Source organism: Microbulbifer pacificus, from assembly GCF_002959965.1.
Lineage (GTDB): Bacteria > Pseudomonadota > Gammaproteobacteria > Pseudomonadales > Cellvibrionaceae > Microbulbifer > Microbulbifer pacificus_A.
The window spans coordinates 1,193,209-1,212,796 of record NZ_PREV01000026.1 but is presented as its reverse complement, the minus strand read 5'-3'; the positions used below and the strand labels follow the sequence as shown (position 1 = coordinate 1,212,796).

Here is a 19,588-nt window from a genome sequence, read left to right as displayed (position 1 = left end):
TGCCGCCCAGGGGCGGGAGGCGCAACAGAGTAGCAAAATGCAAAGAATTTTGCGCGGTAGACAGGCCGTACCGGCTTTGGCGAAAGTACTGTCCGTCACGCGCAGTTATCGCGGCAATTCTATTGCCGGACCAGCCGTTTGCGTAATACGCGGGAATTGCGCTGGATGTTGTACAGGGACTTGCGGGTGGCGGGCAGGTCACTCACTTCCACCTGGGCGAAGCCGTGCTCGATAAACCAGTGTTCAGTCTGGGTGGTGAGCACAAAAATTTCCGGCAGATCCAGGGCCTTCGCCTGCCGCTCCATGTGCTGCAACAGCTTGGCACCGCGGCCGCCACCGCGGAACTCCGGGTGAATGGCCACGCAGGCAATCTCCGCGGCAATGGTGTCGCCCTGCTCGTCGAGAATCGGATAGAGCGCGGCACAGGCTACGGTGGTGCCATCCACTTCCACGAGAGTGAAATGGTCGATTTCCGCTTCGAGCTTTTCCCGCGAGCGGCGCACCAGAATACCCTGCTTTTCCAGCGGCCGGATCAGGCCGAGGATGCCGCCCACATCGTTGATACGCGCGCGCCTTACCACCTCATAGCTGTCGCGGTAAATCATGGTGCCGGTGCCCTCGCGACTGAACAGCTCCTGCAGCAGCGCGCCGTCCTCCGCGTAACTCAGCAGGTGCGCACGTGGGGTACCGGCATTACAGGCGAGCAGTGCACAGTTGAGCGTTTCACTGTCTACCGACTCGGCGGCTTCCTCCGCCTGGCTGATGCTGAGGTCGTATACCGCCTCACCGCCGATCTCGAGAAATGGCTGTTCCCGGAACAGGATCAGCTTTTCGGCCTTCAGCGCCTTCGCCGCTTCAGCGGCGAGATCCAGATAGTTCAGGCTGAACAGCTCGCCGGTCAGCGATGTCCCCAGCGGCGAAAGCACCACCAGAGAACTCTCGTCCAGTGCGCGGGTGATGGCCGGTATTTCCATACGCCGCACCTTGCCGGTCCACCCCATATCGGTGCCGTCGATGATGCCCACGGGACGCGCAGTAACGAAATTGCCGGATATTACTTTCAGCGCGGACCGCGCCATAGGGGAATCCGGCAGCCCCTGGGAAAATGCGGCTTCGATCTCGAAGCGCAGTTTGCCGATGGCGGCCTTGATGATTTCCAGGGTGTCGCGGTCACTGATACGGGTATTGCCGTAAAAGCGGCTTTCGATGCCCGTATTCTCGAGGGCGCGATTGACCTGCGCACGCGCGCCATGCACCAGTACCAGGCGCATACCGAGGCTGATCAGCAGCGTCAGGTCGTGCACCAGGTTGCGGAAGTTCTCGTGCTCAAAACCCTCGCCGGGAATCGCAACCACCAGGGTTCGCCCGCGCAGGTCGTTGATGTAGGGCGCGGCGTTTCGGAACCAGTTGAGCGTCGAGTTTTCGGTTTCCACTATTTCTTTGCTTCAGCAGGTAAATTCGTTAGGGGCGCAATATACCGCATTTTCTGCAGATTCCAATCGTCACTGGAGGCAAAAGCGACCAATCATTCCTCTCAGGATTTCCACCATCGGATCAATCCGCTCCAGCCCCAGGTATTCATCTGGCTGGTGCGCCTGGTCGATATCTCCGGGACCGAGCACGATGGTCTGCATCCCCAGCCGCTGCAGGAACGGCGCCTCGGTGGCAAACGCCACACTCTCTGCGCTGTGCCCGGTCAGCTTTTCGGCAACCTTGACCAGTTCCGATTGTGCAGGCTCCTCAAAGGCCTCCACATCTCCGATAAGGGGTTTCAGTTCGAAGGAGATTTTTTCGCCATGGATGGTGTTTTGCAGGCGCTGGTGCAGTTCCCCGCGCAGCTCCTCCATCGGCATGCCCGGTAGCGGGCGCAGGTCGAACTGCAGTTCGGTGTGGCCGCAGATGCGGTTGGGGTTGTCGCCACCGTGGATGCAGCCGAGATTCAGGGTCGGCACCTGTACTGCGAAACCCGGGTTGCGGTAGCGCGCCTGCCACTCGCTGCGCAGCTTGAGGATTTCACCAACGGCGCCGTGCATGGCTTCCAGCGCGCTGGCGCCATAGGCCGGGTTCGACGAGTGGCCGGCCTGACCGGTGATGCGCAGCGCGTGCATCATCATACCTTTGTGCATGCGGATGGGCTTGAGGCCGGTGGGCTCACCGATAATGGCGTAGCGCGCTTTCGGCATGCCCGCTTTCACCAGCGCGCGGGCGCCGGACATGGAGGTTTCCTCATCCGCGGTAGCGAGGATGATCAGTGGTTGTTGCAGCGGCTTGTGGACAAAATCCTTCGCGGCCTCAATGGCAACGGGAAAGAAGCCTTTCATGTCCGTGCTGCCGAGGCCGTAAAAACGGTTGTCGCGCTCACTCAATTTGAACGGGTCTGACTGCCAGCGGTTGTCGTCGTAGGGGACGGTATCGGTATGGCCCGCCAGCACCAGGCCGCCATCGCCGCGGCCGAGGGTCGCAATCAGGTTGGCTTTGTGGGGTTGGCCCTCGATGGGCATGACTTCAATACGGAAGCCCAGGGTTTCCAGCCAGGCCGCCAGCAGGTCGATAACCCCGCGGTTGCCCATATCGAGTTTCGGGTTGGTGGCGCTGACGCTGGGGCTGGCGACCAGCTGCTGTAGCTGTTGCTGCAGCGAGGGCAGCGTGCGGGCGTTCATGATGGGAATCCTTGAAACTGTTGCGGATGTTTCCGTACGTTGGTTGAACAGAAATGTACGGCATCCATTGGTGTTGTGCCATCTCGATTCCGGGTTTGCATTTACCGGGATGGCGGACTGTCCTGGCGACAGTCGGAATTCACCTGCCCGCGGATGACGGTGGTGAAAGCCCTGGCTAATGCCGCGGTGGATATGCCGAGCATCAACGCGCCATTGATCGCCTCCAACGGTCCGAGCAGACGATGTTTGTCGGACATTACTACATCGCCGTAACCGAGGGTGGCGAAGTTTACTGCGGAGTGATAAAAGGCCGGCTCAAAGGAGTCGAATTCATCGAGGGCATAAAACATCAATGCCCAAATGGTGATCTGCGCAAGGCAGCCGAAAATCAGAATGATCACCAGCCCGATGACGACTTTTTCCGCGCGCAAGAATGTCGCGCGAACTTGGGACTCGCGTTGAGCGTAAAAGCGCAGAGCGGTGATCAGGGCAATACTTTGCAGTATGAGACACAGTGAGGTAGTGGCTGTTCCGAGCAGCAGGTCGCGCAGCATCAGGTCGCCATCTGGTCAGGTATCACGAAATAGGTCAGCGCCAGAATCAGATAGACGGTGAGCAGCTGCACGCCTTTCAACCAGTCCGAGCGTCCGTCGCCGGCGATCTGTCCGGTGATCAGTACCGCCAGCAGCATACTTAGTACCAGGCCGCCGGAGAAGGCGAGATCCATGGGGGTGGGACCGACAACCAGGCTCAACAGCACCAGCAGCGGTGCGACGAACAGCGCCACCTGTACGCCGGAGCCGATGGCGATAGACAGGGAAAGGTCCATGCGGTTTTTCATCGCCACCGTAATGGCCGATGCGTGTTCCGCAGCGTTGCCGAGAATCGCCACAATAAATACGCCGACAAAAATATTGCTGAGCCCCAGCTCCTCGGCGGCGGGTTCCACCGCGCCCACCAGAATCTCACTCATCCAGGCGATGAATACCGTGGCCACCGCGAGCACTGCCAGCGCTTTACCCACTGGCCAGGGCGCTGGGTGTTCGCTGTCGTCCGCGAAATTGACTGAGCCGGTAAACAGTGCGCGGTGGGTAATCAGGGAATAGAGCAGGAACAAGACATACACCAACAGCAGCACAATGGAAATGGTGATGCTGATAAACCCCAGTCCCCGCGGTACCTGTTCGGCGATGGCGAAAGAGTAAGTTGCAGGCAGAATCAGCGCGATGGTGGCGAGTGTCAGCATGGTGGCCTGGGAGCGCGCGCCCTCAGAACTGTATTTCTGCTCGTGGTGCTTCAGGCCGCCGGCGAGCATGGACGCGCCGAGCACCAGCAGGATGTTGCCGATGATGGAGCCGGCAATGGACGCCTTCACCACATCGTGCAGTCCGGCCTTCAATGCCACCAGCGCAATGATCAGTTCCGCGGCGTTGCCAAAGGTGGCGTTCAGCAGACCGCCCACACCTTCACCAGCGTGTTCCGCCAGGTGCTCGGTGGCGTGCCCCAGCCAGCCCGCGAGTGGCAGGATCGCCAATGCCGAAGCCACAAACACCAGCAAGTGTTGCCCCGGCGCGAGATGCTCCAGAGCGACGGCGATGGGAATAAACACCAACAAAAGATTCAGCAAATTCTCAACCTCGCTTGTTCCTCAGCAAGGATAGACGGTCGCGGAGGGATGCTTTGCGCCTAAGAAACCGTCGAGACAACCTCTCCAGTAGGTGTATGGCGACCAACGCATATACCGCTACCAGTAAAAACAACGCCATGCGCACGGTAAATGCCTGATACACGTCGTTGCCGACGACGCTGTCCTGCACGGCAGCACCCAGCAGAATCAGCATGTTCATCAGTGTGTTGCTCCAGAACCCGGGCGTGAAGCGATTGCGAAACACCTGGTAGCAGCCCGCCGCGATGATCAGGCTCACCAACAGTATCCAGGCGCCGAAAAACCATAGCTCCACGGCGAACCCCAGGCACCACCACACCAACACCGCACACAGGCCGCCGAGCAGAGTGGAGCCCACAAGCTCAACGCCAGCGTCCCGCAATTTCAACTCACTGGCCTCCCGTCCCAACAAAATACTCTTTACCAGGAAGGGCAGGTTGGTGGTGGGGTTGGTAAGGGTAAAGGCGAAGGCTGGCAGCACAATCAGCGTGGCCCGCAACGACAGCCAGTTTTCCTCATCCGGCGCAATGCCTGGCAATGGTGGCGCGGGGCGCGCGGCATGAGAATCTTCCGGGAACAGCGGATAGACCAGCCACAGGCAGAAAATGGCCACCGCCATTCCCAACACCAGTGCCTCCAGCAGTGCCGATGCGACCGCGGACCCCGCTATGTCGGCAGCGGGAATGGCGGTAACGCCCAGTGCCAACAGTGTGGCGGGCAGCGCTTTGCCGGGTGCAAGCGCCAGGCGGTTGCTGAAGAAAAGCCCGAGGGCAATGACCAGCAGCGCGGTAAACGGCGCCTGTTGCAGCAGCGGCCCGATGAGCATGCCAACGCCGAGTGCTACGGCCATAAACAGCACCAGCCCGAAAGCCGCCCGCGCGCCTGGTGGCGGTGCCGGCACTGCCGCCACCAGTACCGCGAGTACCGGGGCCACGAACGGAATACCGATATCGAATCCATAACACAATGTCAGTGCCAGACTGGTGCAGAATGCGAGGCGGTAGCAACGTCGCGCCGCCAGCGGTAAGGCGGGGGATACTTCTTCTTGTGGGGGTGGGGCGGCAATCATTTCGAGCATCGCTTGTGGGGAGCTCTCAGTGCTCCGCATGGGCAGCAGTGGCGGGATAGGTCTCACGCATGAACATGGCAATCAGGAGCGCGATCAGTATCGCCAGTAATAGCGGGCGCGACGCAAACTGTGCGAGTTCAGTCGAGGCCGGAGTCAGCCCTTCGGCCTGGCCGAGACCGATACGCATGCCCGGGCGACTGATCATAATACCGCCGACAATAAACATGATGCCGTTGACGATGGCGGCTGAAGTGCCAATATTTTCCGGTTCTACCACATCGGCGGCACTACTGAACGCCAACATATGCGCAGAATTGCCGAAGCCGAACGCGAAGCAGAGAAACATATCAAAGGTGGCTCCAATGGGGGGCGCAAAAAGGATAAGGGCGAGTGCCACCAGCTGAATTGCGATTCCCGCCATGGTCGGCAGCTTGCGTCGGCGCATTTGATCCGAAATCCACGGTGTGACAAAACACCCTGCAGCGAGACCGAGCCACAGCAATGAGGCGGCGAGATTGGCGGTTGCAGGCTGAAGCCCACGAACCATCATCAGTTTGGGCCCCCACACCACACCTAACGCAAGCATTACGCCAAAACACAGAGCGCCAAACGCCGCCGCAACCCAGATCATGGGCACCGCGCCGACTTCCGCCATGGACCGGGCGACACTGTGGAGAAATGGCCGTACACCGCGGGCACCGGCAACTGCCACTGGAACCGGATCCCGCAGTCGGAAAAATGCGATGATAAACAGCGCTACGCCGAACCCCGCAACCGAGGTGAATAGCTCCCGCCAGGGCCAAGTTTCCAGCGCTCGCGAAAGGAGATTCTGATTGAACGCGGAAAATAATGAAGCGGAAAACTGTACAAAGCCGAACATCAGGCTGAATCTGCCCCAGCCGAACCAGCTGCCGCCAATATAGCCGGCGCCCACAAACCCGCTACAAGCACCCAAAGCAATAAACACCTGGGAAAGCAGCAGCATGCTGAAATTTCTGGCGCTGGCGAACAGGAAAATACCAATGGTCACCAGAACTATGGCGGGTAGCAGCACCTTGCGCGCACCCAGTCGATCGAGCAACGGCCCGGCTAGGAACTGACAAATGGCGAAGACCCATGTGTAGAGCGCGGCAATAAATCCGACCTGGGCGATGCTCAGACCAACATCTTCCTGCACCCGGGCATTCACGATGGAGTAACCGGTCTGGAAACTGAAGTAGTACACCACGAAAGTGACGCCGATCAGCCACACCCCCCAGGCTCGCCACCCACCCAGTTTGGGCGTTGCACTGTCCGTTTCCAACATCCTGCGCACTCCTGTCAGCCATGGCCCTGCTGCGGATAAGTTTCCCGCATAAACAGGGCGATCAGCAGCGCCAGTACACCGGCAATAATCAGGGGCAGACTGGCGTATTGCGCCAGAGTCAGTGACTCCGGTTCCAGACCCTTATCCAGCCCGATACCAATACGAAATCCCGGCCGACTGATCAGAATGCCGCCGAAAATAAACATGATGCCGTTGACAATGGCCGCTGATGTGCCGATCTGGTGTGGTTGTACAACATCCGCGGCGGTGCTGAATGCAAGCATATGTGTAGCGTTGGCAAAGCCGAGGAGGAAACACAGTGTCAGCGCCAGACCACTGCCTATGCCCGGCAAAAACAACAGTCCCAGCAGCGCCGCGAGCTGAACGGCGCAACCTACCACCATGGTGCGTTTGCGACGTTTGATCACGTCTGACCAGTGCGGAACGATGGCACTGCCCGCTGCCAATCCCAGCCACAGCAGGGAGGAGCCTAGAGCCGCACTGGTTTCACTTAGTTCATGCGCCATCAAAATTTTGGGCATCCAGACTACGCCGAGCGCGAGCAGCATGCCAAACGACAGGGCGCCAACCAGTGCCGCCACCCAAACGTGTCCGATCCTGGCAACGCTCGCGAGGTTTTTCAGTACGGAAACAAAAAAGTTATCCGTGTTGCTGTCAGCGGCATGTACAACCGGCGTAGGGTTGCGGATAAAGATCAGACCGAGTACGAACAGTACAACACCGAATGCCGCCGTGGCATTGAACAGGGTGCGCCAGGTAGTGGCGTCCAGCGCCATGCTGATCAGGTTGACGGAGAATGCCGAAGTGAGTGCGGCGACTACCTGCACCAGACCAAACATGAAGCTGAACTTTGCCATGCCGAACCACTGGCCACCGATATAACCCGCGCCGACGAAGCCAACACAGGAGCCGATGGCGACCACCACCTGGGACAGTAGAAGCATGCTGTAACTCTGTGCATTGGCGAACAGAAAAATGCCCAGTGCCACCAGTGCAATGGCAATGGGCAAAACCTTGCGGGAACCGAGCCGGTCCAGCAGCGCACCGCCAAAAAACTGGGAAATGGCAAAAGCCCAGGTGTACACCGCAGCGATGCCTCCGACCTGTTTGATGGTCAGGCCGACATCCTCCTGAACACTGGGGTTCACGATGGAATACCCGGTCTGAAAGCTGAACAGATACACCACAAACAGCACGGAGAGCGTCCATACCCACCACGCCATGGCGCCGCCCAATTTCGGGGGCGCGACGGGGGGGGATGTATCACGGCTGGCAGACATGGCTGACCTCCATCTTTGTCAATTTACACATGCGAATTCAGCGGGTTTTTGTCTGTTCGTATTGCAGTTTTCCTGCGATATAGGTTGCCTGCACCGCGCGGTCATCACCGAGGGTCATCTGTATAAACAATGCCTCGTGAATGTCTTCAACAAATTGCATACGGTAGTCGATGATCGGGGTGGATTTCATATCGAGTACGATGACATCTGCCTCCATACCCGGGGCGATGCTACCGACCTTATCATCGATATACATGGCGCGCGCAGTGCCTCGGGTAGCGAAGTAAAACGCGTGCCCGGCGGTGAGCGCCTTGCCATTTAGCTGTGCAGCCTTATACGCCTCATTCAGTGTGGACAGGATGGAAAACGACGTGCCGGCACCGAGGTCGGTGCCGATACCAACCCGCACCGGGCGTTTGGGATCTTTTGCCCGGTACACATCGAGATAGCCACTGCCAAGGAAAAAGTTGGATGTGGGGCAGTGGGAAATGGCAGATCCGGTGTGGTGCATGCAGCAGAGTTCATCTTCTGTCAAATGAATGCCGTGGCCGAACACCGCTCGCGGGCGGCACAATTTACTGTGGTCATAAACGTCGAGATAACCTTTGCGGTCCGGGAATAACTCCTTGACCCAGGCGACCTCATCCAGGTTTTCTGAGACGTGGGTCTGCATATAACAGTCGGGGAATTCGTCCCACAGAGCACCGGCGGATTCCAGCTGATCGGCCGTGCTGGTGGGCGCAAAGCGCGGGGTGATGGCGTACATCAGACGACCGCGATTGTGCCACTTGCCGATCAACGCTTTGGAATCGTCGTAGCCGCTCTGCGTCGTGTCCAGAAGGTAGTCTGGCGCATTGCGGTTCATGAGTACCTTGCCCGCTGCCATGCGCATACCCAGGCGTTCGGCTTCTTCAAACAGCGCATCGACGGATTGTGGAAACACTGTGCAGTACACACAGCTGGTGGTGATGCCATTTTTCAGGCACTCATTCAGAAAGACGTTGGCCACGGAAGCCGCGAAGGCCTTGTCGGCGTACTTGCGTTCGGTGGGGAAGGTGTATTTGTTCAGCCAGTCGAGCAGCTGCTCGCCAAAGGCGGCAATCATCGGCGTCTGCGGAAAGTGCACATGGCTGTCGAGAAAACCGGCGGTGATCAGTGCGTCCGGGCCATAGTTGCGGATCTTCAGGTCTTTGGGCAGCTGTGGCTGGATCTGGTCCACGGGGCCGAAATGGGTAATGACACCTTTGCCGAATGCCACAATGGCATCGGGTTCATATAGCATTGTGTCTTCCACACTGGATGCAAAGGGATCGCCGGTAAAAGTCAGAACCGGGCCTCGGATGGCGCTGTCCGGAACAGGGTTGGGAGTAGTCATGGCGGGCCTCCGTTACTTCCGTGCCGCCGTGAAAGGAAATGTCTGAATGGCGGGCTGGTAGCCGTGGTGGGCTGGAATATGCCTCGCGACGGCAAAAAATAATCTCACTAGGTGCTGGCCGAGACTGTTCAGTACCTCGGTCAGTAGCGCGGAACAAAGTGGTCCCATACGTCAAAAATCGACTTTGTCATCCATTTGATCAGGGACGAAATCTATTGGGCGCCACAGAGAGACTACTCTCTTAGTAAAGCAGTAAACGGCTTTTAAGTGGTGGGCTGGTGCCCTATGGGCTTTATGTATTTTTTTAATGAAAAGCTCTGCGTTAATTCTCACATTGAGGGCGGTGAACAGTGACATCGACAATGGAATTTCTGCGCGCGGAGTTGGCGGAAACTCCGACCAATGCGCAGCGCCTGTTTCTGCTCTATTACAACGGCATACTGGTGGATCTGGTTGTGCTGAATCTGTTTGCGGAGTTTTCCGACAACGTCGAGATCCGCTCCTTCAGTATCTCCCTGCTGGCGGCGATGTTGTTGCAGCTGCTGCTGAAGCTGACGATCGCGTTTGAGCACAAAGTCGCGGCATTCTTCAAAAAATATTCCGGTGGATTTGCCAGATTCCTGCGTTACTTCTGTGCCTGGCTGGTGTTGTTCGGTTCCAAGTTCGTAATTCTGGAGGCGATCAGTTTTGTATTTGACGAAGACGTGCGTTTTCACGGCGCGTGGCACGGGGTGGTCACGCTGATTGTCGTGGTGGTGGTGATGTTGCTGGTGGAAGAGCTGATCGTGCGCGTTTTCCGTCGGCTGCGTTTCAAAGTGGGGAAGCCGGACACGGGTGAGAGTTAGTGTCCGATGCTCAGTACGCGTATGACAGATAACTCATGACACGGATGTAGAGTTTGCCCAGTTGACGCAGAACCGGGTGGTCGTCGGTGTAGGCAATCACCGAGGCTTGGCCGCCCATGCGCAACTGCTTCAGAACCTCCGGTGGTGGTGCTGAGGCAAACTCTATGCGTACCGGAAAGCGCTGTGCCTGACGCAGCCAGTCGCGGTTGTTCTGTACCTCCGGCAGATCGCCAGGTGCTGGTGTGCGGCCGGCATTTACCCCCACGCCAATGTCCCGCACCCGCCCCTGTAATACCCGTCCCGGCAGCGCATCCAACAGAATTTCCACCGGCGTGCCCGGTTTCAGGTGCCCCAGATTGTTTTCCGTGTAATCCGCACTGATCCAGAAGTCCTCGCGCGAAATCAGCGTCAGTACTGCACTGCCGGTGCCGGCGTAGCGGCCTGCCTCTGTGCGCAGGTCGGTGATGATGCCGTTGGTCTGTGCAACCACGGTGGTATTGTCAAGATCCCGTTGCGCCTGGTTTACCGCGGCTCGGGCGACTTTCAGCAGAGAGTTATTGTGTTCCGAGTCGCCACCTTTCTGCTCGATGGCCTGTTGGATGGCCGCTTCCGCAGCGACAACCTGGGCGCGCGCCTGCTCCAGATTCGCGCGGGAAATTTCCAGACGCCGCAGGGAAATGGTGCCGGGGTCGTCGTCCCGCAGGCGTTTCAAACGTGTGTAGTCCTGCTCGGCTTCCAGCCTGCCCGCGACTGCAGCGCGCAGATTGGCGCGCGCCTGTTCGACCGCTGCGTCGCCGGCGGCGATCTGCTGCCAGGTGTTGTCCAGGTTGGCGCGTGCACTCTGCAGGGCCAGTTCGTACTCGGAACGGTCGATGGCAAACAGTTTTTCGCCCGCGTTCACCTGCTGATTGTTGCTGACCCAGACATCGGTAATGACACCGGCCACTTTGGGGGCAACCCCGACCACATAGCCCTGTACCCGGGCCTGGGAGGTGTAGGGGGTGAAGCGGTCAGCGAGCAGGTAGAGACACAGGGATACAAAAATCAGTGCCAGCAGGATTTTGATGCCGCGTCCTACAGATCTGGCGGAATCTTCCGCCTGGGCCGGTTGCGGCGCGGGGGTATCCGCAGCGGCGGTCTCCGTCGCGGCTATTTCGTCCAGGGTATCCCGGTTATCTGCGGGCGGTTCTCGCTCGTGCATTACGGTAGTGCTTCCCCGCTCGTTGCGGGAATCGGCTCCTCGAGTAAATCCCCCCAGTCGACACGCTCCTGCATCCGGTAGCGCGTATCCGCGGGGATCAGATCGTCGACGCTGGCTTCGCGCCAGCCGCCGCCGAGGGATCGGTACAATTCAATAATGGCAGCTACATGGTCACCGCGGTTGATCACCACAAGGTCGGACTGGGCAAAAACCGCGGCCTGTGCATCGAGCACCCGCTGGAAATCGGAATAGCCCTCCTGATAACGGCGCATAGCGATTTCCAGCGAACGCTCCGCGGCTACCAGGGATGCGTCCAGAATACCCTGGCGGGCGTGAGTCTGGGCGATGCGGCTGGCGGCGTCGTCGGTTTCGCGCGCGGCCTGCAATACCGTCGCGCGGAAAACTTCCAGCCGCTGCTGCAGGCGGGCGTCCTGGACTCGCACGTTATTTTCGATGCGCCCATAGCTGAAAATATTCCAGCGCAGCGCCGGGCCTGCGGCAATGGTGGAAACATCCGGAAGATTGTCGAGGCTGGTACCGGCCCAGCCGAGGGTGCCAAACAGGGAGATGGCCGGGTAGAGATCGGTAATGGCTACGCCCACCTGGGCCGATTGCGCAGCGGCTTCCCAGGCTGCGGCGCGCACATCCGGGCGCCTGAGCAGCAGATTGACCGGAGCCTCACTCAGTGGAATCTGTTGTATATCCGGCAGGTGGTCGTCGACGCCGGCCAGTTCCGGCAAATCCCCCGGTGCTCGCCCGAGTAGCGCACACAGGGCGTTGCGTTGCAGGGTTCTGGTCAGCTCCAGGACGGGAATGGTGGCCAGCGTGGCCAGGTATTGGGTGCGTGCCTGCTGCAGATCCAGCTCGGATTCCTGACCACTCTGGAACAGCTTGCGGGTGATTTCCACATTGCGTTCCTGCAGCGTGATATTGCGCCGGGCAATGTCGATGCGTTGCAGGGTGGTCTTGTAGCCGTAGTAGAGGGTTGCCACCTCCGCGGCCAGTAATACCTGGCCGTCGCGCTGGTTGGCGATGGAGGCAAAAAAGGAGGCGTCGGCGGATTCGATGCCGCGGCGGAAGCGACCCCAGAAATCCATTTCCCACTGGATATTGAAGGCGATATCGCCGGTGCGGTAATCCCGGTGGTCGTCGTCGGGGCCGCCGTGCAGGTATTCGGAGACATAGGCGCCGGCTGCGTCGATCTGCTGCAACTGGGGGTATTTGAAACCAATGGCGATACCGAGCGCGGCGCGGCTTTCGAGAATGCGCAAACCGGCAATCTGCAGGCTGGGGTTTTCGTGGCGCGCGAGTGTCATCAGGTTATCGAGGGTCGGATCGCCGAGGCGCTGCCACCAAAGACTCAAATCCGGTGCGTCGGGATCCCGGAAGGTCTGCCCGTAAAGATCCGGTTGCCACACCGACAGCCAGGCGATATCCGGTTCGCGAAAGTCAGGCCCCAGAGGGGCGCAGGCGACGAGGCTCGACAGCAACAGTGTGGAGAGCGTATGGAGAAAGCGGGAACGCAGTGCCGGGCGGCGCATTACGCGAGATCGTTGCTGGAGTTGTCCGCTGCGACCATAAATAACGTTCCTTGTGCGCGGCGTATGCGGGGCGTACTTCGGCAAAAATTATAGCAGTCGCCTCTGGCGGTCCCTGCGGGAAGTCGTGCAACAGCTCGCTTTACCAAAGTCTCCAGCTCCGCGTTGAGAAAGCTCGATCTGAATGCGTTGGCGGCGCGCCTTTGTTGCCGAACTTTCCACGTGGACCACTAGCGGGAAATTCGCCTGCGAGTGTGCCTCTCGCTCATTAATACCGCGACGACGATAATGGCGCCACCGATGGCGAGGCGCGGCAGGTCTGCGTCGCGGTTCCATATCAGCAGGTTGACCAACAGCCCCGCGGGAATCAGCGCGTTGTTCATTGCCGCCAGCGTGCCGGGTGAAACCCGGGTGGCGCCCTTGTTCCAAAGGAAAAAACCGAGCCCCGAGGCCACCGCACCGAGCCACGCAAGCACACCCCACTGAATCGGCGCGGTGGGGTATTTGGGGGTACCGAGCGCCAACCACGCGACAAAGGCAACCATGCTGGCGCCGATAAAGAACCAGCCGAAGGTCTGTCGTGGTGGCAGCGATTGCACACGGGTATGCGAGGATTGCATACACTGCCTGTAGGCCACCTGGCCGGCGGCAAAGCAGAGGTTGGCACCCTGCACCACGAAAAAGCCTTTCCAGTAATCGTCGCTCAGGTTGTCCCAGCGAATGACGGCGGCGCCCAGCACGGCGATGGCTGCCACCAGCAGGTTCCGGGGGGAAAACTGCCGCGCTAACAGATCGTAGATCAGGGCGATGTATACCGGGGTGAAAATGGTGAACAGCAGAACCTCTGGCACGCTCAGCAGCAAAAAAGACTGGTAGTAGAACAGGTACATCAATCCCAGCTGCACGGCGCCGATGGCCATCAGTGTGAGTGCGGTGCGTGGCGGGGTTCGCCAGTTGAGAAACGGCAGAAAAACCAGGGTGGCGAGCAGTACGCGTGTGAGTACGGCAAAGTAGCTGTCGACCTGGCCGGCGAGATAGACGCCGATCAGGCTGAAGGAGAAGGCCCACAGCAGGGTGATGAGGATTAACAGAATCATGAATGGAATGTTTTACCGGTGAGTTTGCCGATGGATTTCAGATCCCTGGCGGCGTTGGCGCAGCTTATTGAGCGTTTGAAGAACGTGCACGCGTTCAGCTTTACTGCCAGCAATGGTCCGGGTTCACAGACCAACTGGCGCGGGCACGGTCGCGGTGAGGTGGAGGTTACCAGTTTTGGTGCGCATATTCTGTTTGCGGAGCGCGCGGCATTTACCGATGTTGATGGCCACAGGATTGATCTGCAGAACACCTACCGCTGGACCCGCTGTCTCGATGCTGTGCGGTTGGAGCATCTGCGTCGGGAGGCGCCGGTGTTACTGTTCAATCTGGTGCCCGTCACCGAGCACGGGTTTCGTCACCAGTCGCCGCATTTGTGTGGGGAGGACACCTACACCGCGGATTTGATTCTTCATGCGGATGAGATTGAACTGATCTGGCAGATCCATGGGCCGCGGAAAAACGAACAGCTTCACTACCATTACTGGTAGTTTTTTGGAGGCTCTTTTAAAACATTCCTGTTTTAGAAGGTCTTGCAAGACTGCACCGGTAGCGACACCTTCGCGAAAAATTCAGCACTCCGGTCAAACTTGAGTTTAGAGGTTGATTTGTCCTTTGAGGTACGTCACCGCGCGGCCGCGCATGATCACCCTGTCACCATTCAATTCGCACTCCAGCTCACCACCCCGCGGTGAAACCTGTTTCGCTTTCAATATCGTCTTGCCGAGTTTCTGCGCCCAGAACGGTACCAGCCGGGTATGCGCGGAGCCCGTCACCGGGTCTTCGTCGATACCGATGGCCGGGGCGAAGAAGCGACTGACGAAGTCGCAGTCGAAGCCATCTCCGGGGGCGGTGCAGATCACGCCTTTGTAGGGGAGGTTTTTTACCGCGCGCATGTCGGGAGCAAGACCGGCGACGGTGTCGGCGGAGGTGAACTCCAGCAGCAGCTGCTGATTGGAACCGGTGATTTCCAGCGCTCGCACAGGTGTCGCGCCCAGAGCTTGTGCATAGCTTTCGGCTAAGGGAATTTCACTGTTTTTCTGCGCGGGAAAGTCCAGCGCCAGCAACCCGTTTGCCCGACGCACCATCAGCTCGCCGCTGCGGGTGTAAAAGTGAATGGTGTCGTCGGTGAACCCCAGCTCCGTCCACAGCAGATGCGCGGTGACGAGGGTGGCATGGCCGCACAGAGGCACTTCTTCGGTGGGGGAGAACCAACGCAGTTCGAAGCCGTTGTCGGCGGGGACGGTAAACGCGGTTTCCGCGAGATTGTTTTCCGCGGCGATCTGTTGCATCAGCTGATCGTCGAGCCAGTGGCTGAGCGGAACGTAGGCGGCGGGGTTGCCCTTGAACAGTTCGGAGGTGAAGGCGTCGGCCTGGTAAATGGGCAGTTGCATGGGAGTTTCCTTCTCAATTTTGCCAGCACAAAAAAAGGGAGCGCTGAACAGCGCTCCCTTTTTAACAGGCGCCGCCGGTAATTTCTATTTCCGTCCGGCGCGCTCGAGGTTGTTGTTACCAGCCCCTTGTTACCAACCGAAGACGCCCTTGAAGAAGAAGAAGAACAGGATCGCCAGGCCGGCGCCAGCGGGCAGGGTGACGATCCAGGAGGCGACAATGGTCGTGATCATACGCAGGTTGAGTGCGCCGATACCACGCGCCAGGCCCACGCCAAGTACTGCGCCCACCAGCGTGTGGGTGGTGGAAATCGGCAGGCCGGTACCGGAAGCCAGTACCACGGTGGAGGCGGCACCCAGCTCGGCGGCGAAACCGCGGCTCGGAGTCAGCTCGGTGATCTTCTGGCCGATGGTGGCCATCACCTTGAAACCGTAGGTGGCGAGGCCGACCACGATACCCACGCCCCCCAGCAGCAGGATCCAGGAGGGCATGACCGCCTTGGCGGTCACGGCGCCCTGCTGCACGGTGTTTACAATCGCCGCCAGCGGGCCGACGGCGTTGGCCACGTCGTTGGAGCCGTGGGCGAAGGCCATGGCACAGGCGGTGAAAATCATCAGGATGGCGAATACCCGCTCTACGTTGGCGAAGCGATTGCCGCGCTCGCGCTCGGGGTCGCGTTTGATGCGCTTGATCATCACCATGCCCACACCCATCACGATAAGGCCGACCACCCCGGCGATCAGCGCGTCCTGCCAGAAGGCGAGGCTGATGTTCGCGTCTTTCAGCACGTGACTGAGACCCTTGGTGAGGGTGACCATGGCGATCATCCAGCCCACAGCAAACATGTAGATGGGGATGTAGCGCTTGGCGTTGGTGAAGGGATCCTCGGTGTTGAGGATCAGGCGCTGTACGCTGCGGAACAGCAGGAACGAAAAGGTGCCGGCCAGTACCGGAGAGACCACCCAGCTGGCGACAATACTGCCCACCTTGCCCCAGGATACCGCGTCCACGGAAATACCTACGGCAGAGAAGCCAACAATGGCGCCGACGATGGAGTGAGTGGTGGATACCGGCCAACCGAGGATGCTGGCGATCATCAGCCAGGTGCCCGCGGCCAGCAGGGCGGAGAGCATGCCGTAAATCAGCAGCTCCGGTTTATCCGCAAACAGGTCCGGAGAAATAATGCCTTTGCGGATGGTGGCGGTTACCTCGCCGCCGGCGAGATAGGCACCGGCGAATTCGAAGATCATGGCGATGATGATCGCCTGTTTGATGGTCAGTGCGCGGGAGCCTACCGAGGTTCCCATGGCATTGGCCACGTCGTTTGCGCCTACGCCCCAGGCCATGAAGAAGCCGAAGACGCAGGCCAGAATCAGAAAGATGTGGCCGTACTGAGCAATGATGTCCATGGTCTGTCCCCTTTAACGCGCAAGCAACAGCTGTAGTCGGTTGCCGACGGCGTGCGCGCGGTCGGCCAGATCGCCGACCCACTCGATAACGCGATACAGGAATATCACGTCCACGGGAGGCAGTTCTTTTTCTATTTTGAACAGGGCGGAGCGCACCTGTACTTCGAGCTTGTCGGACTTGCGCTCCAGCTCATCCAGCTCTTCGGTCATGCGCTGGGCGATATCCACTTCGCGCCCGGCGAAACCGGATTCCAGCAGCTCGTCCAGCTCGTTGATCGCGGTGAGGGCCTGGGCAGAGGCGGCGACGGCGCTCTCCACGAAGGTCTGCATCTGGGTGCGCAGTGCCTCGGGTACCTGCATCTGGCGACCGATGGCGAGACCGGCGATGTCCTGGGCGGTGTTGGCCACTTCGTCCTGGGCGTGGAGCAGCTCCAGCAGGTCGGTACGGGAAACCGGCATGAACAGACTGTCCGGCAGGTGCAGGCGCAGGTCTTTTTTGATGTCGTCGGCGCGGTTTTCGGTGGCGGAGATGCGCTGCTGGATGGTTTTGGCGGTGTCGAAGTCCTCTTGCATAAGAGCTTCGAAGAAGGGCACCAGATCCGCTGACGCCTTGTGGGCGGTCGCCATGTGCTCCTTGATGGGCTTGATCGGCGAGCGGCCGAACAGGTTGGCGATATTGGACAGGGGCATGGTTTGTTCCTTTTTCCGGTCCTGACAGTTGGATGAAAAGCCACCGGGGCGGCCAAATTTGGCGGCATGGTACCCCAACATCCGCCGAGGGCACAGTGACACCGGTGTGACGAGGGAGTTTCGGCGATTATCTGTGGACCTGACGCACTGTTGCCACCCGTCATAAGAGCTACAATGCGCCTTCACACTAAGCGTAGACGGGTGCAAAGGTATGGCTGTGGGCACTGTGACGGGCGGGACAAAAGGGGCAAGAGGGGCGGACAGGATTCTCGACCTGCCGGGGTTACTGGAAGACCTGGTAAGCCAGGGATATGTGAGCCGCCCGGATGCCAACCGCCTGATCGGCACACCGCGCACCGCCGAGCAGGCGCAGATGCACCCGCTTACCTATATTGCCAGCTGCGAGCTGCCCAACCTGAAAAAGCCCGGCAAGGTGCTGGACGCCTCCATCCTTACCCAGTGGCTGGCGGATACCTCCTCCCACGGCCTTTACCACATCGACCCGCTCAAGGTGAATGTGGCGGCGGTCACCGAGGTGATGAGTTTCCAGTTCGCCAAGCGCCACCAGATCCTGTGTGTGGAGGCCAGTAAGGACATGCTGCTGGTGGCCACCGCTCAGCCCTACACCTCCGGCTGGGAGGAACAGCTCGAGCACACCAGTGGCCGTACCGTGCAGCGAGTGGTGGCGGACCCGGCGGATATCAAACGCTACGGTACCGAGTTCTACTCCCTGGCCCATTCGATCACCGGTGCCAGTGGCCTCAAGGGTACCTCCGCTGCCAACAACTTCGAGCAGCTGCTGGAATTGGGCAACCTCAAAGATCCGGAGGCCAACGACCAGCACATCGTCAATATTGTCGACTGGCTGCTACAGCACGCCTTCGATCAGCGCGCCAGTGATATTCATATCGAGCCCCGTCGTGACGTCGGGCGCATCCGCTTCCGTATCGACGGCATCCTGCACCCGATCCACGAGTTGCCGGACCAGGTCAACGCCGCTGTCACCAGCCGCCTGAAGATCCTCGGCCGTATGAATGTGGCGGAGAAGCGCAAACCCCAGGACGGCCGTATCAAGACCAAGCGCCCCGATGGCAGCGAGGTGGAACTGCGCCTTTCCACCCTGCCCACCGCCTTCGGCGAAAAACTGGTGATGCGGATCTTTGACCCGGAAGTGCTGGCCCGGTCCTACACCGATCTCGGCCTTGGCGGCGACGACCTGGCCCGCTGGCAAACCATGCTCGGCCGCCCCAATGGCATTGTGCTGGTCACCGGTCCTACCGGTTCCGGTAAAACCACCACCCTGTATACCGCGCTGAAACAGCTCGCCTCCACCGAGGTGAATGTATCCACCATCGAAGACCCCATCGAGATGGTGGAAGACAGCTTTAACCAGACCCAGGTGCACCACAGCATCGGCCTGGATTTCGCCGCTGGCATCCGCACCCTGATGCGTCAGGACCCGGACATCATCATGGTGGGCGAGATCCGCGACCTGGAAACCGCGCAGATGGCGGTACAGGCGGCGCTCACCGGTCACCTGGTGATCTCCACCCTGCACACCAACGATGCGCCTACCGCGGTGACCCGTCTGCTGGACCTGGGGCTTCCCCACTACCTGCTGAAATCTACCGTGCTCGGCGTGATGGCCCAGCGTCTGGTGCGCACCCTCTGCCCCAGCTGCAAACGCAAAACGGAAGTGAGCGACGAGGATTGGCAGGCGCTGGTGAAACCCTGGAAGGCGCCCAAGCCGGAAGTGGTGTATCAGCCGGAGGGTTGCCTGGATTGCCGCAATACCGGTTACCGCGGCCGTCAGGGTATCTATGAAATTCTCCCATTCAGTGAGGGCATCCAGTCCCTGGTCACCCACGATTGCGACCTGCAGCAGGTGCGACGTCAGGGGATGCGTGAGGGCATGAACAGCCTGCGTTTATCGGGGGCGAGAAAGGTGGCCGCGGGTATTACCACTGTGCAGGAAGTACTGCGGGTGGCACCGCCGCCGGATATTGCTTTTTAAACGACGGCCAATAAAAAACCCGCGCGC

17 protein-coding genes are annotated in these 19,588 nt (G+C 59.6%); 3 read left to right on the top strand and 14 right to left on the bottom strand.

Annotated features, from left to right (window positions below):
- Positions 1-119: 119 nt before the first annotated feature.
- The 8 genes from argA to guaD all read right to left on the bottom strand — a co-directional run bounded on the left by argA (position 120) and on the right by guaD (position 9,377).
- On the bottom strand, positions 120-1,433 hold the full coding sequence (gene argA / locus C3938_RS05455; protein WP_105102187.1) for an amino-acid N-acetyltransferase: 1,314 nt from the start codon (positions 1,431-1,433) through the stop codon (positions 120-122).
- A 69-nt stretch (positions 1,434-1,502) separates the two neighbouring features.
- Positions 1,503-2,660: an acetylornithine deacetylase gene (argE, locus tag C3938_RS05450; RefSeq protein WP_105102186.1), complete on the bottom strand. Its 1,158-nt coding sequence runs from the start codon at positions 2,658-2,660 to the stop codon at positions 1,503-1,505.
- Between the two features lie 101 nt (positions 2,661-2,761).
- Complete coding sequence (locus C3938_RS05445; RefSeq protein WP_105102185.1) at positions 2,762-3,214, bottom strand: potassium channel family protein; 453 nt, start codon at positions 3,212-3,214, stop codon at positions 2,762-2,764.
- Positions 3,214-4,287, bottom strand: coding sequence for a calcium/proton exchanger (gene cax / locus C3938_RS05440; protein WP_105102184.1), 1,074 nt, complete (start codon positions 4,285-4,287; stop codon positions 3,214-3,216). The genes C3938_RS05445 and cax overlap by 1 nt, the downstream gene beginning before the upstream one ends.
- 4 nt (positions 4,288-4,291) lie before the next feature.
- Positions 4,292-5,404: a DUF2955 domain-containing protein gene (locus C3938_RS05435; protein ID WP_233998661.1), complete on the bottom strand. Its 1,113-nt coding sequence runs from the start codon at positions 5,402-5,404 to the stop codon at positions 4,292-4,294.
- A gap of 16 nt (positions 5,405-5,420) precedes the next feature.
- Positions 5,421-6,701: an MFS transporter gene (locus tag C3938_RS05430; protein WP_105102183.1), complete on the bottom strand. Its 1,281-nt coding sequence runs from the start codon at positions 6,699-6,701 to the stop codon at positions 5,421-5,423.
- Positions 6,702-6,715: 14 nt separating this feature from the next.
- Positions 6,716-8,002, bottom strand: a complete 1,287-nt coding sequence (locus tag C3938_RS05425; RefSeq protein WP_105102182.1) for an MFS transporter — start codon at positions 8,000-8,002, stop codon at positions 6,716-6,718.
- Between the two features lie 37 nt (positions 8,003-8,039).
- On the bottom strand, positions 8,040-9,377 hold the full coding sequence (guaD, locus tag C3938_RS05420; protein ID WP_105102181.1) for a guanine deaminase: 1,338 nt from the start codon (positions 9,375-9,377) through the stop codon (positions 8,040-8,042).
- A gap of 362 nt (positions 9,378-9,739) precedes the next feature.
- On the opposite strand from guaD, the gene C3938_RS05410 reads away from it, so the two are divergent.
- Complete coding sequence (locus C3938_RS05410) at positions 9,740-10,222, top strand: hypothetical protein (protein ID WP_105102179.1); 483 nt, start codon at positions 9,740-9,742, stop codon at positions 10,220-10,222.
- Between the two features lie 10 nt (positions 10,223-10,232).
- Here C3938_RS05410 and C3938_RS05405 read toward each other — a convergent pair whose 3' ends face one another.
- From C3938_RS05405 to C3938_RS05395, 3 genes are all read right to left on the bottom strand, one after another.
- Positions 10,233-11,423, bottom strand: coding sequence for an HlyD family secretion protein (locus C3938_RS05405; RefSeq protein WP_105102178.1), 1,191 nt, complete (start codon positions 11,421-11,423; stop codon positions 10,233-10,235).
- Entirely contained in the window at positions 11,423-12,964 is a 1,542-nt protein-coding gene (locus C3938_RS05400) for a TolC family protein (protein WP_105102177.1), read from the bottom strand. The genes C3938_RS05405 and C3938_RS05400 overlap by 1 nt, the downstream gene beginning before the upstream one ends.
- A 227-nt stretch (positions 12,965-13,191) precedes the next feature.
- Positions 13,192-14,058 (bottom strand): carboxylate/amino acid/amine transporter, encoded by an 867-nt coding sequence (locus C3938_RS05395; protein WP_105102176.1) that lies wholly within the window; start codon positions 14,056-14,058, stop codon positions 13,192-13,194.
- A gap of 30 nt (positions 14,059-14,088) precedes the next feature.
- On the opposite strand from C3938_RS05395, the gene C3938_RS05390 reads away from it, so the two are divergent.
- On the top strand, positions 14,089-14,547 hold the full coding sequence (locus C3938_RS05390) for a DUF6314 family protein (RefSeq protein ID WP_105102175.1): 459 nt from the start codon (positions 14,089-14,091) through the stop codon (positions 14,545-14,547).
- Positions 14,548-14,652: 105 nt separating this feature from the next.
- Here the strand turns inward: C3938_RS05390 and C3938_RS05385 are convergent, their stop codons facing one another.
- The 3 genes from C3938_RS05385 to C3938_RS05375 form a co-directional block, all read right to left on the bottom strand.
- Entirely contained in the window at positions 14,653-15,450 is a 798-nt protein-coding gene (locus C3938_RS05385; protein WP_105102174.1) for a PhzF family phenazine biosynthesis protein, read from the bottom strand.
- A 129-nt stretch (positions 15,451-15,579) separates the two neighbouring features.
- Positions 15,580-16,857 (bottom strand): inorganic phosphate transporter, encoded by a 1,278-nt coding sequence (locus C3938_RS05380; protein WP_105102173.1) that lies wholly within the window; start codon positions 16,855-16,857, stop codon positions 15,580-15,582.
- Positions 16,858-16,869: 12 nt separating this feature from the next.
- Complete coding sequence (locus tag C3938_RS05375; protein ID WP_105103234.1) at positions 16,870-17,547, bottom strand: TIGR00153 family protein; 678 nt, start codon at positions 17,545-17,547, stop codon at positions 16,870-16,872.
- A gap of 211 nt (positions 17,548-17,758) precedes the next feature.
- On the opposite strand from C3938_RS05375, the gene C3938_RS05370 reads away from it, so the two are divergent.
- Positions 17,759-19,561 carry a GspE/PulE family protein gene (locus C3938_RS05370; protein WP_105102172.1) on the top strand — a complete coding sequence of 601 codons (1,803 nt, stop codon included), beginning with the start codon at positions 17,759-17,761 and terminating at the stop codon, positions 19,559-19,561.
- Positions 19,562-19,588: the final 27 nt, after the last annotated feature.

Excerpts from the sequence above, each read along its gene's own strand:
- C3938_RS05370 (WP_105102172.1), top strand. The coding sequence starts at position 17,759 with ATGGCTGTGGGCACTGTGACGGGCGGGACAAAAGGGGCAAGAGGGGCG.
- C3938_RS05405 (WP_105102178.1), bottom strand. The coding sequence starts at position 11,423 with ATGCACGAGCGAGAACCGCCCGCAGATAACCGGGATACCCTGGACGAA.
- C3938_RS05430 (WP_105102183.1), bottom strand. The coding sequence starts at position 6,701 with ATGTTGGAAACGGACAGTGCAACGCCCAAACTGGGTGGGTGGCGAGCC.
- C3938_RS05410 (WP_105102179.1), top strand. The coding sequence starts at position 9,740 with ATGGAATTTCTGCGCGCGGAGTTGGCGGAAACTCCGACCAATGCGCAG.
- C3938_RS05375 (WP_105103234.1), bottom strand. The coding sequence starts at position 17,547 with ATGCCCCTGTCCAATATCGCCAACCTGTTCGGCCGCTCGCCGATCAAG.
- C3938_RS05380 (WP_105102173.1), bottom strand. The coding sequence starts at position 16,857 with ATGGACATCATTGCTCAGTACGGCCACATCTTTCTGATTCTGGCCTGC.
- C3938_RS05400 (WP_105102177.1), bottom strand. The coding sequence starts at position 12,964 with ATGCGCCGCCCGGCACTGCGTTCCCGCTTTCTCCATACGCTCTCCACA.
- guaD (WP_105102181.1), bottom strand. The coding sequence starts at position 9,377 with ATGACTACTCCCAACCCTGTTCCGGACAGCGCCATCCGAGGCCCGGTT.
- C3938_RS05435 (WP_233998661.1), bottom strand. The coding sequence starts at position 5,404 with ATGCTCGAAATGATTGCCGCCCCACCCCCACAAGAAGAAGTATCCCCC.
- argE (WP_105102186.1), bottom strand. The coding sequence starts at position 2,660 with ATGAACGCCCGCACGCTGCCCTCGCTGCAGCAACAGCTACAGCAGCTG.
- C3938_RS05385 (WP_105102174.1), bottom strand. The coding sequence starts at position 15,450 with ATGCAACTGCCCATTTACCAGGCCGACGCCTTCACCTCCGAACTGTTC.
- C3938_RS05395 (WP_105102176.1), bottom strand. The coding sequence starts at position 14,058 with ATGATTCTGTTAATCCTCATCACCCTGCTGTGGGCCTTCTCCTTCAGC.
- C3938_RS05445 (WP_105102185.1), bottom strand. The coding sequence starts at position 3,214 with ATGCTGCGCGACCTGCTGCTCGGAACAGCCACTACCTCACTGTGTCTC.
- C3938_RS05425 (WP_105102182.1), bottom strand. The coding sequence starts at position 8,002 with ATGTCTGCCAGCCGTGATACATCCCCCCCCGTCGCGCCCCCGAAATTG.
- C3938_RS05390 (WP_105102175.1), top strand. The coding sequence starts at position 14,089 with ATGGATTTCAGATCCCTGGCGGCGTTGGCGCAGCTTATTGAGCGTTTG.